At 39.6% G+C, this 14,723-nt stretch carries 10 protein-coding genes; 5 read left to right on the forward strand and 5 right to left on the reverse strand.

Annotation, left to right across the window (positions count from 1 at the left end; translation table 11 throughout):
* The first annotated feature begins 181 nt into the window (after nucleotides 1–181).
* From ACIQ2D_RS14695 to ACIQ2D_RS14715, 5 genes are all read left to right on the forward strand, one after another.
* A complete protein-coding gene (locus ACIQ2D_RS14695; protein ID WP_402865248.1) occupies nucleotides 182–1,330 on the forward strand; it encodes a DEAD/DEAH box helicase in 1,149 nt (382 codons plus the stop codon).
* Between the two features lie 3 nt (nucleotides 1,331–1,333).
* The gene (locus ACIQ2D_RS14700; protein ID WP_402865250.1) at nucleotides 1,334–2,563 is read left to right on the forward strand and encodes an aminopeptidase; all 1,230 of its coding nucleotides are present in this window, start codon (nucleotides 1,334–1,336) and stop codon (nucleotides 2,561–2,563) included.
* Nucleotides 2,564–2,579: 16 nt separating this feature from the next.
* Nucleotides 2,580–3,500, forward strand: a complete 921-nt coding sequence (locus tag ACIQ2D_RS14705; protein WP_402865252.1) for an SGNH/GDSL hydrolase family protein — start codon at nucleotides 2,580–2,582, stop codon at nucleotides 3,498–3,500.
* A gap of 82 nt (nucleotides 3,501–3,582) precedes the next feature.
* On the forward strand, nucleotides 3,583–4,740 hold the full coding sequence (locus ACIQ2D_RS14710) for an exonuclease SbcCD subunit D (RefSeq protein ID WP_402865254.1): 1,158 nt from the start codon (nucleotides 3,583–3,585) through the stop codon (nucleotides 4,738–4,740).
* On the forward strand, nucleotides 4,737–7,817 hold the full coding sequence (locus ACIQ2D_RS14715) for an AAA family ATPase (RefSeq protein ID WP_402865256.1): 3,081 nt from the start codon (nucleotides 4,737–4,739) through the stop codon (nucleotides 7,815–7,817). Before ACIQ2D_RS14710 ends, ACIQ2D_RS14715 begins: the two co-directional genes overlap by 4 nt.
* Nucleotides 7,818–8,507: 690 nt before the next feature.
* Here the strand turns inward: ACIQ2D_RS14715 and ACIQ2D_RS14720 are convergent.
* From ACIQ2D_RS14720 to ACIQ2D_RS14740, 5 genes are all read right to left on the reverse strand, one after another.
* On the reverse strand, nucleotides 8,508–9,227 hold the full coding sequence (locus ACIQ2D_RS14720) for a LutC/YkgG family protein (protein WP_402865258.1): 720 nt from the start codon (nucleotides 9,225–9,227) through the stop codon (nucleotides 8,508–8,510).
* A 2-nt stretch (nucleotides 9,228–9,229) separates the two neighbouring features.
* The gene (locus ACIQ2D_RS14725; protein ID WP_402865260.1) at nucleotides 9,230–10,654 is read right to left on the reverse strand and encodes a LutB/LldF family L-lactate oxidation iron-sulfur protein; all 1,425 of its coding nucleotides are present in this window, start codon (nucleotides 10,652–10,654) and stop codon (nucleotides 9,230–9,232) included.
* Nucleotides 10,654–11,388 carry a (Fe-S)-binding protein gene (locus ACIQ2D_RS14730; RefSeq protein ID WP_402865262.1) on the reverse strand — a complete coding sequence of 245 codons (735 nt, stop codon included), beginning with the start codon at nucleotides 11,386–11,388 and terminating at the stop codon, nucleotides 10,654–10,656. Before ACIQ2D_RS14730 ends, ACIQ2D_RS14725 begins: the two co-directional genes overlap by 1 nt.
* A 63-nt stretch (nucleotides 11,389–11,451) precedes the next feature.
* A complete protein-coding gene (locus ACIQ2D_RS14735; protein ID WP_402865264.1) occupies nucleotides 11,452–12,765 on the reverse strand; it encodes a GntP family permease in 1,314 nt (437 codons plus the stop codon).
* A gap of 115 nt (nucleotides 12,766–12,880) precedes the next feature.
* The gene (locus tag ACIQ2D_RS14740; protein ID WP_402865266.1) at nucleotides 12,881–14,647 is read right to left on the reverse strand and encodes a helix-turn-helix domain-containing protein; all 1,767 of its coding nucleotides are present in this window, start codon (nucleotides 14,645–14,647) and stop codon (nucleotides 12,881–12,883) included.
* Between the last annotated feature and the right edge of the window lie 76 nt (nucleotides 14,648–14,723).

Consider the following 14,723-nt stretch of genomic DNA (forward strand, 5'->3'; position numbering starts at 1 on the left):
GGATGTCGCAGATTTTTTGTGCGCAAAAGTGAAGCGTCAGCCAAAGATGTTTTTGGACACAAATTAGATTAAGAACTCGCCTTTTCAACAGAGGTGAGTTCTTTTACATGATTTTCGCAAATGCTTGTGTATAGTTAGTGTGTTAAACTAGTGTCAAGTAGAAAGAAAGTGGGAAAATATAATGTCAGTAATAAATTTATTAAATGAAGCATTACAAGCAAAGTGGAATTTCGAGGAACCAATGAAAATCCAAGAAGAAATGCTGCCAGCAATGATTGAAGGAAAAGATATCGTGGCTGAATCACCAACAGGTTCAGGGAAAACGTTAGCATATGTATTACCTTTATTAAATAAAGTAAATGGTGCAAAAAAACAAACACAAGGTTTGATCGTAGCGCCTTCACAAGAATTAGCGATGCAAATTGTTGAAGTTATTCGCGAGTGGACAGCGGGTACAGATATAACGGTGCAACAACTTATCGGTGGAGCCAACTCAGCACGCCAAATTGAAAAGTTGAAAAAGAAACCAACAATCGTTGTTGGGACACCAGGGCGTCTAAATGAATTAGCACGTGCAGGGAAGTTAAAGTTAAAAGAAGTTGAGACTGTTATTTTAGATGAATGTGATCAATTGTTAAGTCGTGAATATCGTGTGGTCGTGAAATCATTTATCGAGAATGCTGCTTTCGGTCGTCAGGTTGTCGTTGTATCTGCCACAATTACTGAAGAAATTGAGTTAGTGGCAAGTCGTATGATGTTCGAACCTATTCGTATTAAAATTAGACCTGAAGATATGGTGAAGTTCGGCAAAGTCGTGCATTCCTTTGTAAAAGTTGAAGAACGTGATAAAACAGATTTCTTACGTCGCCTATCTCATACAGAAGGTATTCGTGCATTAGCGTTCGTCAATAATATCGACCAGCTTTTAATGAAGGAAACTAAATTGCAATATCGTTCGGCACCAATCGTGACACTACATTCAGATATGAAAAAAGAAGAGCGTAAAAAAGCTTTAGACGCATTCCGTAAAGGTGATGCCCGTATTTTAATTGCCACTGACATCGCTGCACGAGGTTTAGATATTGCAGGTTTAACACATGTTATTCATGTTGATGTGCCTCGTACAATTGAGCAGTACTTACACCGTTCTGGTCGTACGGGTCGTGCAGGGGCTGACGGTGAAGTATTAACTTTACTTTCATATCATGATGAAAAAACGTATAAAAAATGGACACGTGAAATCCCAGGCAAGCCAGTGCAAAAAATTTGGCATGATGGTGAGCTAGTAGAAGGGAATTCTAAAACGGTCGTAAAAAAGCGAGGGAAATAATAAATGACATTTGAAGAAAAATTACAAGAATACGCAGAGCTTGCAGTAAAAGTTGGCGTAAATATTCAGCCGGGGCAGTACCTATTAGTAAATACATCTGTTGATGCATTAGATTTTGCGCGTTTAGTGGTAAAAGAAGCTTATAAAGCTGGAGCAGGGCGTGTTCATGTCAATTTTTCGGATGGTCAAATCGACCGTGCTTATTTTGAAAATGCCTCCAACGAAGAATTCAATCGTTATCCAGAGTGGATTGTCAAAATGCGTGATGAACTAATTGAACGTAAAGGTGCACTTTTATGGATTGATGCAGCGGATCCAGATTTGTTAACAGGAATTCCAGCCGATCGTTTATCGACACATCAAAAAGTTTCAGGTGAGGCATTAAAAAACTATCGCAATGCGGTCATGAAGGATCTAATCGCTTGGTCCATCGTGGCAGTACCATCAAAAAAATGGGCAGCGAAAGTATTCCCTAAATTAAGTGCGGATGAGCAAGTACCAGCTCTTTGGGAAGCAATCTTCAAAACCGTGCGTATTGGTGAAGGTGATGCAGTTGAAAATTGGCGTAAGCACGTCATAAATTTAGAGTCGCGTGCAGCATTATTAAATGCAAAAAAATATGCAAAACTGCATTACACAGCACCTGGTACAGATTTAACAATCGCGTTAGCACCACAGCATAAATGGCTTACAGGTGGTAGTAAAACACCAGATGATATTACGTTTATTGCAAATATGCCTACAGAAGAAGTATATACACTTCCGATGAAGCAAGGGGTGAATGGCTATGTAAGCAATACAAAGCCACTTGTGTATCAAGGCAATATTATTGATGAATTCAAGCTTACTTTTGACAACGGGAAAATTGTGAAGGCAGAAGCGGGTGTTGGGCACGATTTACTGCAAGAGTTAATCGCAGTAGATGAAGGCTCTAGCTATTTAGGTGAGGTCGCTTTAGTGCCGCATGAATCACCAATTTCAGCGTCTGAAATTTTATATTTCAATACGTTGTTTGATGAAAATGCATCAAATCATTTAGCTATTGGTGAGGCCTATCCGACATGCTTAGAAGGTGGCCGTGATCTTGCGAATGGTCAGTTAGAAGCATTAGGTGCGAATATTTCAGTGACGCATGAGGACTTTATGATTGGTAGCGGTGATATGGATATTGACGGTATCTTACCTGATGGCACAGTAGAGCCGATTTTCCGTAAAGGAAGCTGGGCGTTTTAAAATTGGAGGTGAGCAGATGAAACGATTATTGAGCTTAATAAGTGCGGTTGTACTTTCGTTGATGCTAGGCGTTTCATCTGCTTATGCATCTGGTGAGAATTATATTGCGCTTGGAGATTCACTAGCAGCTGGTCAAACACCACATCAGGAAATTGATGCAGGTTATGCCGACTTGATTGCGATGCGACTTGGTATGTTAGGACAACTAAACTACTATACGAAGGAGCTCGCTTTCCCTGGCTTTACAACTGCCGATGTATTAGAGCGAGTGCAGTCAGATGAAGCAAGTGTATTATTAAAAAATGCGACGCTCATCACGATTTCTGCTGGTGCAAATGATTTACTGCGATTGGTACAAGTGAATCCGAGTGCGGGCACTTTAGCATTTTCACAGTTACAGGCAGATTATGCGTTGAATGTGGCAAGAAAAAACATGGCTGAGATTTTAGCAGAATTGCAAGTACGTGCGCCAAAAGCGAAAGTATTTGTAATGGGATATTATTTTGCCTATCCGAATGTGCATCCATCACAAAAAGAGGGCACGAATGATCAACTTGTTCGATTGAATACAATCTTGCAACAGCAGGCTGAACAAGCAGGTGCTACATATGTTAATGTGTACGATGCTTTTGGCTTAAATGCAGTCAATTATTTACCAAACATTGCAGACGTGCATCCGAACTTTGAAGGCTATCGCCAAATGGCAAATGCATTTTTAAAAGCTTATAGCGGAAGTAATGCACTAACTATTCAATCTTCTGAGTTGCCAAAGCCTAATCCGAAGACGTTTGATGAAATTTTAGAAATGAAGCGTACAACTGAAGCAGAAGTTGAAGAGGATGAAGTAGCGGTCATTGTAGAAGAAATACTGCCATTGAGAAATATTTTTGGATATACGGCATTTATAGAACGTATTAAAGAGATTCGTGTAAGTTGAATCTCTTTTTTTAACACAATTTTAGAACATATATTCCTGTTTGAATCATGGTAAAATGAAAAAAAGACTGGGGGCACGATGAATGAAAATATTTCATACAGCGGATTGGCATTTAGGAAAGCTTGTTCAAGGTGTTTATATGACTGAAGATCAACACTATATTTTACAGCAATTTATGCAGGCAATTGATGAGGAAAAGCCGGATGCCATCATTGTGGCGGGCGATTTATATGATCGTTCAATGCCGCCTGTAGAGGCAGTGAATTTGTTAAATGATACGCTAGCTGAAATTGTATTGGAGAAGAAAATTCCGGTATTAGCGATTGCAGGTAATCATGATAGCGCTGGACGTTTGAATTTCGGTAGTCGTTTAATGCGCGAGAGTGGGCTTCATATCGCAGGGCAGTTTACGAAGGAGCATACACCGATTGTTCTGTCAGATGAATTTGGCGAGGTGCATTTTCACCTTGTACCATTTGCAGAACCAGCAGCGGTACGCACAATTTTAGCAGATGATACAATTCAGTCTCATCAAGATGCAATGCAGAAAATTATACAGCAAATTGAAGAGACGATGGATGAATCACAGCGCAATATTTTCATTGGACATGCCTTTGTGACGAAGTATGGAAAAGAAGAAGAAAACACGAGTGATTCAGAGCGCCCATTATCAATCGGTGGTTCTGAGTGTGTGGATGCAGCGCTATTCGAACATTTCAACTATACGGCTCTTGGGCATTTACATAAGGCACACTTTGTCTTAAATGAAACAATTCGTTATGCGGGTTCGCCGTTAAAATATTCACTATCCGAACATTTACATGAAAAGGGATTTTTAATAGTCGAGTTAGATGCAGAAGGGCAAGTAACGGTAGAAAAGCGCAAATTGATTCCGAGACGCAATTTACGTGTGGTGGAGGGCTTGATGGATGATTTACTAAAGCAGCCACCAAGTGATGATTATGTTTTTGTACGTTTAACGGACGAAATTCCAGTCTCTTCACCTATGGAGCGAATTCGTACAGTATTCCCAAACGCGTTGCATATTGAACGTAAGGCAGCTCATGCAGATTTATCACATGAAATCCAAGCAATTGAGACGGAAAAAGTAGAGGACATTGATTTATTCCGCGCCTTTTATGGGGAAATGATTGGCGAACAACCGGATAGTGAAACCGAGCGATTATTTACAGATATGCTACAAGAATTACTCGATGAAGAACGGGAGGCTGCCAGGTGAAACCATTAAAATTAACTATTACTGCATTTGGTCCATATAAAAATACAGAAGTCATTGATTTTGAGCAGTTAGGCGAACATCGATTATTTGCGATATCTGGGAAAACAGGTGCTGGTAAAACAACGATTTTTGATGCAATTTGCTATGCACTTTATGGTGCGGGTAGTGGTGAAGATCGACAAGATACAGCTACACTACGTAGTGATTTTGCAGAGGATGATGTCTATACATCAGTAGAGCTAGTATTCGAAATGCGCGGGAAAACCTATCAAGTGTTACGACAACCTGGACATATTAAAGCAAAAAATAAAAGTGTTACAGGTAAGAAGATTGAACTTGCAGAGATCAAGGCAAGTGTTGCTGATTTTAGCATTGTTGAAAAACAGCAAACGAATGAAGTCGATAAAAAATTGCAGGAAATCATAGGTTTAACGAAAGATCAGTTTAGTCAAATTGTGATGTTGCCTCAAGGTGAGTTTCGTAAACTTTTAACATCTGATTCTACTAATAAAGAAGCGATTTTACGCAAAATCTTTAAAACAGATCGCTTCGGTGATATGACGAAAAAGCTCGATGCCAAACGTAAAGAAGCAGAAAAAGATTTAGAACGTGCTAAACAATTAAAAGAGCATGTTTTAGGGCAAATTGCAGGAGCGTTGCCTCAGCGTCCATCGCCACTTTTTGACTGTATCACAAATAATACCGAAAATATGCATCAACTAAGGGGCGCACTTGAAGTAGAACAATCCTTTTATACTGAAAACATTCAAATAGAGCAAAGGCGTTATGATAATGCTTATGCACTGCATCAAAAAGAGCAAGAACATTATAGTATGGCGAAAGCGCTAAATGAGCAATTTGAAGAACAGGCCAAACGTCAAATTCGGCTTCAAGCACTTGAAAATGAGCGAAGTATGTATGCTGCAAAGGAACAGGAAATAAAAGTAGCTGAACGGGCGAATAGCCTAATTATTTTTGAGCAACAGTGTACAGATTTGCGAGCTGACCAAGATCGCAAAGAAGAAACGTATCAACAGGCAATGACAAAACACGAAAAAGCGGAAGCACAGTTTAAAGTTGCACAAGAGGTGTTTGTACAGGAGGAATCGAGAGAGCAGGAACGTCAACAAGCTGTAGAGCAAGAGTTACAACTGCAGGGACTATTACCGATATTCGAAACGTACGAAAGTAATCGACATCAATTGCAAGCATTAGAGCAAGAGGTGATAACTGCGCGGCAAGCCGTCACAGACAATCAAGTAAAGCTTAAGAAAGAGCAAGAGCAACTACAGCAATTTGCGCTAAGAATTGCAGACTATGAAGTACAACTAGAACCATACGAATCGTATTTAGAACAGCTTCCAATGCTCCGTGAGCAAGTAGCCTTACTGACACAAGTCGAGAAATATGAAAGCACTATTGAATCATCTAGTCATGAAGTAAACATGGCAGATTACCAGTATAAAAATTCTAAGCAGACACTTCAACAGCTAGAACAAAAATGGATTGCCAATCAGGCGAGTATTTTGGCTGCGAAATTAGTAGAGGGCGAGCCCTGTCCGGTATGCGGTAGCACGGACCACCAAGTAAAACACTTTGCTGATATAGAAGAGATTGATGAAGAACAGCTTGAGAAAATGCGTGATATGGTACATGCTGAAGAGCGTTTGTATTTTGAAAAAGAAGCGGCGCTTAAATCTGTGAAACAGCTTTATCAAGAAACCGATGAACAGTTAGCTACTTTGAATATTTCAGTAGTAGATCAAAGCGACATTAAAGCAACCTTACAGCATGTAGAACAACAGATTGCGATATTAAAAGTTGTTAGTGAACAATTGTCGCTAGTACGTTCAAAGCAAAAAAATCTATTTGAAGTAACAGAGAAATTGCAGGCGGGACAATTACAATATGAACGTCTTTTAGCAGAACGTTCAATGGAGCTAACAAAGCAACAGACGATTGTGGCAGAACAACAAAAACAGATTCCTGAAAACTTGCAGTCACTACAGGCATTGAAACGTGCAATTGATGAAGCCGGTAAATATAAAATAGCGTTACAAACAGCATGGCAAGCAAGCCAGCAAAACTTGCAGAAGACAAAAGAAGCTGCTAGTAATGCAACGACGGCTGTAGAATTAGCAAAGACCGCTTATGAAGAAGTACAAGTGAAATTAAATATAAAACGTGAGCAATTTTCAGAGAGTATGAAGGAAGCTGGTTTTGAAGGCTACCAGGCATATAATGCAGCAAAAAGAAGCGTAGCACAAATTGATGCATTGCGAAAAGAGTGCAACGATTATGAGTTACTAGTCCACACATTGCAAGTGCAAATTACGGAAGGTGCTAAGCAGCTTCAAGGTAAAGAGAAGCAAGATTTAAATGTGCTGGAAACTGAGCTAGTGACGTTACGGGCGACATATGAGGAAGCATTTAATAGTCTACAGCGTACTAAAGGTTATGCGAAGGCTTGTGCAGACTTCATTGTGAAGATAGAAGAGGTGGCTGGAGAAATACAGTCACTGGAGAAAGAAGCGGGGCGCGTTAAAGAACTGCACTCATTACTAAATGGTCAGAATGCGAAAAAAATATCTTTTGAGCGTTATATTCAAATCAATTATTTAGATAAAATTACAGCTGCAGCAAATATACGACTGTATCATTTATCAAATGGACAGTTCGAGCTTCGCCGTTCAGATCGTTTAGAAAAACATGCGAAGCAAAGTGGGCTTGGTTTGGACGTTTACGATGCTTATACCGACCAAATACGAGATGTAAAAACATTGTCCGGCGGTGAGAAGTTTAATGCGTCATTAAGTCTTGCACTTGGAATGGCAGATGTTATTCAGAGCTTCCAAGGAAATATTCGCATTGAAACAATGTTTATTGATGAAGGCTTTGGTTCTCTTGATGAGGAAGCATTAAATAAAGCAATAGATACTCTGATTGATTTACAGGATTCTGGTCGCATGATAGGCGTTATCTCCCATGTGGCAGAGTTAAAAGCGGCAATGCCAGCAGTTTTACATGTAGAAAAAACATTGAGTGGCTATAGTAAAACCCGCTTTGAAGTGAAATAAGAAAAGAGGCGCTGAACTAAAAGCGCCTCTTTTTATACTTTTTGATAAAGTATCTTGTCCATAGAAATTACGTGAATAAACCGAGCTTAAAAATGAGCTCTACACCAAAATACGTACTTGAAAGCTCCTTTAACTAAAGTAACGAGGGGGTGATTTCCGTTCCGGCTGGGCGCTTTCCGGGGGGCGTCCGATGAGCCGCTTCACTCACTACGTTCGCTCCAGGGTCTCATCTAGGACGCTAATCCCCCAGGAGTCGCCCAGCCTCCACTCCAATCAACCAGCAATCTAAAATTAGTATGTACTTTCATTAAACGTTATCCTTCACTTTGGGGGATGAATATAAATAATATAAGTAATACCATCAGAGCTATGCAAGATGCCTAACTTCACAGTAGTTTTTGTATCTTTATTCAAAATTAGATTTGTCCACCTTCTTTTACTATCTCGATAAGAAAATTCTAGTTGATTGGAGTGGAAGGCGGCGACTCCTAGGGGATCAGCGAGCAACTTGAGACCCTACAGGAGCGAAGCGACGAAGCGGCTCAAGGCTCGCCCCCTGGAACGCGTCCGCCTGGAACGGAAATCGACGGGTACCTTGAACAAACTCTCATAAATGATCACAAAGAATTTATTGACGTGATTTTTTTCAACAATGTGAAAAGAGGCGCTTAACTAGAAAGCGCCTCTTTTTTATAAATCGTCAATAATGATATAGGTCATATACATTGGACCGTGTACGCCTACGACTAAAATCATTTCGATATCAGCAGAGTTACTTGGACCTGAAATGAAATTAATGCATGAAGCTAATGTTTCTCCATTTTGTAAACGTTCACGAATTTGCACGGCAGCTTGTGTCATACGAGGAACGATAGAGCTTTTTGGTATTAAAATAATCGACTTTGTTGGCAAGAAGCTTACTGTACGACCGTGAGTTGGCTCGCTAAATAGTACCGCTGTACCAGACTCGGCCAGTGTGATATCACTTATCGTAATCCCGATATTGGCCTTTTCTACAAGTGCTATATTATCGCTCCCTACAGCGGGGTCCCAAGTGTGAAACTCGATTTTTTTTTCAGGTAATGTTTGTGCGAACAGTGGTGTAAGGCCGTATGCATCAAAGCGTTCGTCTTGCCAAGCCATAATTGGCCCACCACCGTTATCGGTAATGACGTTTTCCATCGCCGTAGATAAATCAGCAGAGGATGTAACAATACAGTTTGTATTAATACGTGTGCATTGTTTCTGTAAAATAGCTAACAGCTCATCTTGTGATAAATTTTGCAATGTTTTATGCTGCGGTGTATAACGCCATTGTGGACGCTCTACATGCTTAGGTGCAGCTGTACGTTGTAGTCTAGAGGATAATTGGCCTATAAATGATTCACGATTTTGGATTGTGCCTGTCATAATTACTGGTCTCCTTTTTGGCGATTGTCGAACCAGTCACGGAAGCGTTCTTTTTTCGGTGCAGGGAATTCGCGAATATCCGTCCAATTTTTTAATGGTCCAACACCTTTTGAAATATTGTCGCCTTTTGTCAATGGCTTTAATGCACTTGAGGCAACCTTAGATCCAAACTTATACATACCAGATGATGAAGAACCCATGCCAAAGATAGACATTAGGAAGCGTTCTGATATTGGCGCGCGACCTTCTTTTTCCACAATTGTTTGTCGATGCTTGTGTAGTAATTCGTGCAATGGAATTTTCACTGGGCAAACATCGGTACAAGCCCCACAAAGTGTAGACGCGAATGGTAATTCCTTATATTCGTCGTAGCCACCGAGTAATGGAGATAAGACGGCACCAATTGGACCAGAGTAAATAGAACCATAGGAGTGGCCACCAACATGACGATAAACAGGGCAAATATTAGCACAAGCACCACAGCGAATACATTGTAAAATCGATTGGAATTCACTACCTAAAATTTCAGAACGGCCATTATCTACAATGACTAAGTGGAAATCTTCAGGCCCGTCTACATCACCTTCTTGACGAGGCCCACTTAAGATAGTCACATAACTTGGGAGCTTTTGACCAACAGCGCTTCGTGTTAACATATTAACAAGCACTTCTAACTCTTCAAAAGTTGGTACAAGTCGCTCCATACCCATCACTGTAATTTGTGTTTTCGGTAAAGCAGTCGATAAATCCGCATTGCCTTCATTTGTTACGATACAAACGGAGCCCGTTTCCGCAACGGCAAAGTTACAACCAGTAATGCCGATATCCGCCGTTAAATAATCATCACGCAACATTTTACGTGCATGCTTTGTTAATTCTTCAGGACGTTCAGAGCCTTCGTATTGATGATGACGTTGGAAGCTTTCCTGTACTTGTTCTTTCTTGCGGTGCAAAGCAGGGGCTACGATATGTGAAGGTAGATCATCGTCGAGCTGTAAAATATACTCCCCTAAATCGGTTTCAATCACGCGACAATTAGCATGTTCTTCTAAATAATGATTTAAGTCAATTTCCTCTGTCACCATCGATTTTGATTTGACAATTTTTTTTGCCTTTTTGTCTTTGGCAACACTTGCGATATAGGCTCGTGCATCCTCAGCTGTGGCAGCAAAGAAAACATGACCACCCCGTGCTGCAACCTGATCACTTAACTGCGTTAAATAATAATCAAGGTTTGCTAACACATGCTGACGAATTTCCTCACCAAGTGAGCGCCACTCTTCCCAGTTACTAAGTTCCTCAACGGCTAATAAACGATTTGTTTCTAGACGATCTTGTGCTCCAGAAACAGCACTGCGCATAAAGGTATTTTGAATACCTTCTCCAACACGATTGTTAAATGGCTCATCGCCGACCTTCATTGGCATTATGCGTGCACCTCCGAGTTTCTAGAATTTAATATTTCAGCAATATGTAGTACTTGTACGTGTGTGCCTAATCGTTCTGCACGACCACGAATATTCATTAAGCAGCCTTCATCTGCTCCAACTAAATATTTAGCCTTCGTAGCGATAATATGCTGTACCTTTTCATCGACCATTTGCTCGGAAATCGGTGTCATTTTCACAGAGAATGTCCCACCGAAGCCGCAGCAAGTTGTTTTGTTTGGTAGCTCGGTATATGTTAATCCTTTAACGTTTTCTAGTAATTTTAAAGGCGCGCTTTTTACACCAAGTAGACGTGTCATATGGCATGACATGTGATAGGTTACATTGCCATCGAAGCTAGCGCCGACATCAGTAATGCCTAGTACATCGACGATAAATTGTGTTAGTTCGTAAGTTTTTTCAGCTAATTGTTTTGCGCGTGCTGCCCATAGAGCATCATCTGCAAATACTTTTTCATATTCACGGAACATATAAGCGCAAGAACCAGAAGGGCAGACAACATATTCAGCATCATCAAATGCTGTAATCATGTTTTTCATCGCTTCCTTTGCATCTTTCACATAGCCTGAGTTGTAGGCTGGTTGTCCACAGCAAATTTGTCCTTTGGGAAAAATGACTTCACAGCCAAGATGTTCTAGAAGTTCTACAGTTGCTTTGCCCACATTTGTTTGAAACATATCGACAATACATGTCGCGAAAAGTGAGACTTTCATGTGCGTTCATCTCCTACCGTTTAATTGGTTTCAATATCCTCATAATATGAGGATGTATAAGTATTATGAATAGATTAAAATAGCCGCAATTAATGCTGGAATGGCAGCTACTAATGGTCCGATGACCGATACAAAAAATATGTGTTTGTAGGCATCTTTATGCGTTAAGCCGATTACTGCAAGTACAGTAATAACTGCACCATTATGAGGTAATGAATCTAAACTACCAGAGGCAATAGCGGCAATACGATGAAGTGCTTCAGGATCAACACCCAAATCTAAATATGTTTGAACAAACGTTTCCATTGCGATACCAAGACCGCCTGATGCTGTACCTGTAATCCCCGCAAGTGCTGCAATGGCTACATAAAGGGAAATTAATGGGCTACCAGGGATGTTTGAAAGCATTTCCGTTATTAAACCGAAGCCAGCTGTAGCAGCAATGACTGTCCCATACCCGACATCAGCACTAGTATTGATGATTGGTAAAACGGTATTTGTTGCACCAATGTTTATCGCCTGTAATTTGTTATCGATATATTTCCAGAAGATAATGATCGCAATAAGAACCGTAAGCATTAATGTGTAGAGGATATCTACTTTAAACACGTTTAATGTGATGATTAAAAAGATTGGTGGAAAAACACTCAAGATAAAGGGTGGCAATTTTTTTGATGTTGCCTCAAATGCTTTTGAATCATGTTTATCTGGATTCTTCATATTTTCATATGTTTCACCACGAGCTTCTGATTTTGCTAATTGACGTTTTAAATAGAAGCAGTTCAAGAGAATGATGGTAATCGTTGCGACAATTCCAACAACAGGAGCTGCTGTAGTAGTTGTACCTAAGTATTTTGTCGGAATAATGTTTTGTACTGATGGTGAACCCGGAAGCATCGTCATTGTAAAGGTTGCTATTCCAAAGAAGAATGCGCCTGTAAACAAGTGCCACGGCATATTCAATTCCTTAAATAATGGCTTAGCTATTGGCAAAATAGCAAAAATAACAACGTATGTATTAATACCGCCTAGCGTTAAAAAGGCACAAATAATTACAATCGCCATCAGCGCATTGAATTTGCTGTTGCGCCCCATGACAGTTAATAGCTTTTCAGCAATTGATCGTGCTGCACCACTATCTTCCATAAACTTACCGAAAATTGCGGCAAACAAGAAGATGAGGTAGTAATTTTTCATAAAGTTCATAAATCCACTCATGTAGTTACCTTGTAGCGAATCTAGAATTGGCATTTGATTTAATATAATTACGACTAAGCTGGCAATGGGTGCAATGATAATAATGCTGAAACCGCGAAGTGCTAAAAATATTAATAGTGCTAGTGAAGCAATAATCGTAAATAAACTCCATATTTCCATTGTTCTCAGATCCTCCGTGTTTAACTTAAATATTCTGAAAATTCAACAAGTAGGATATAGTATAACAATGAATGCTATAAAATTACTATGTAAAAAACGACAAAGGTAGAGTTTGTTATTTGTCTGTTTTGGCTAATTTGGCATTTTGTAAATACGATTGCATATAGAGTGCGAGATTCAATTCAAACATAATTTGCCCGTTTTTTTCATTGACATCTAGCAATGAAAAAATAGTCTGAAGCCTATATTTAATCGTGTTTATGTGCACAAAGCACGCCTCCGCAGTGTGTTTGCGACTTTGATTATGTAGAAAGTACAGCTTGAGCGTGTATAACAAATCAGTTTTATGATGATTGTCATATTTGATAATTGGTCCAAGTTTCAACGCTATATATTCTGCCATTTCCTGTGGATCATTATTTAAAAAAAGTGTATAGGGACCTAATTTTTCATAGGACAATATGAGTGGTGCTTGTTCAAGTGTTTGTAAATAGTCGATACACTTTTTTGAATCACGGTGTGAGCTTGTAATATTTTCGATAGATTCGAAAACTCGTCCAAGACCTACATGAAAGGATAGAGAATTGTATATGTTCACATCTTTATCAATTAGCTCGAAAAACTGTTGAATGTGTTCTTTAAATTGTTCAACAGGTACTTGGAGGTTGTTCAAAAATAAAAATTGATAGTGGAAATCATGCTCCGAGATGAAAATCGGAAATGAAAACAAACGTGTAGCTCGATACAGTAATTTACTAAATTGTTGCTGCTGTTTTTTTGTTTGCACAACACCATAAGTATTTTCCTGAAGCTGTAGTGTAGCGCATAAGAAATGTGTTGTTTGTAGTGCTTCTTGGCGCTTATAAAACCCGGTGAAATCTAAGTTTAAAAGCTGTTGCAACAAATAGCCGTCGTATTTGAAGGAGATTTCAAGCTCCTTTTCTTGCTCGGCTAACTGAAGCGCAAATAGAGCACTTGCCTGTTCGACAGCAAACAAGTCAAGAGGGTCCATTTGCAAATGATTGTGCATCACAATGAGTAGCATCCCTATAACGCCACGCTCTGTATGTATAGGGAATAAGTAATTTACATACATGTCTTGATCTATCGTGATGTGAACTTGATACTGCACACATTGCTGTACGACTGTGTTAAGATGCTCTAATTGCTGCTCCACCAAAAATTCTGCAGCGTGTTTTGCTATTGGGGAAGATGCGACCAGTACATCATGAAAATCTGTCATAATGGCTACGGGTTGTCCAAGTAATGAAGCCAGTGTATCTGTCATATCGCTGAGGCGCCCACGTGTTAAAGAAACGCGTGTTAGGGCATCGTAAATTCGCTTGGACCGTTCATTTTGCGTGAATAGTTTTGCGTTTTCAATCGCAATAGATGATTGATTGGCGAATGCTTGTAGCATCATTAAATCGTTATTTTCAAATTGTGTATCGCCTGAGAAATTGACAATTGTTAATACGCCGATACACGTATTGCTTTTATCGAGAAGTGGTGCACAAACGGCGCTTTTGGGATAAGCAAAGTTACCAACTGCTTTTGTATAGTCTTCCTCATACAATGGGAATAAGTCGGACATGCTTTCTGTTACATCATCACTTGAATGGAACCTAAACGCTTTTTTTTGCGAAAATACTTTTCCTGTCATTCCTTCATTGGAAGCAAGGTGAATTTTCTTTAAATGAGCGAGATTATAGCCAATGGCATGTTTGGCAATCAGTCGATTTGTCCGAGTGTTTAGCATGAATAGTACGCCTGCATCGGCACCATCTATAACATTTAATACTTCACTCATCAGTTTTTCCAGCACTTGATTAATATCTAACGTTGAAGTAAGAACTTGCGCTGCATTGACTAAGCTTAGCAATTGTTTTTCGGTATTTATCGTAAACAGCTCCTTAATGTATTAATGATATTTATTGTAACTCGAAATGAGTAAATAT

The sequence above is a fragment of the Lysinibacillus sp. NPDC097287 genome, assembly GCF_044761695.1.
Taxonomy (GTDB): Bacteria; Bacillota; Bacilli; order Bacillales_A; family Planococcaceae; genus Lysinibacillus.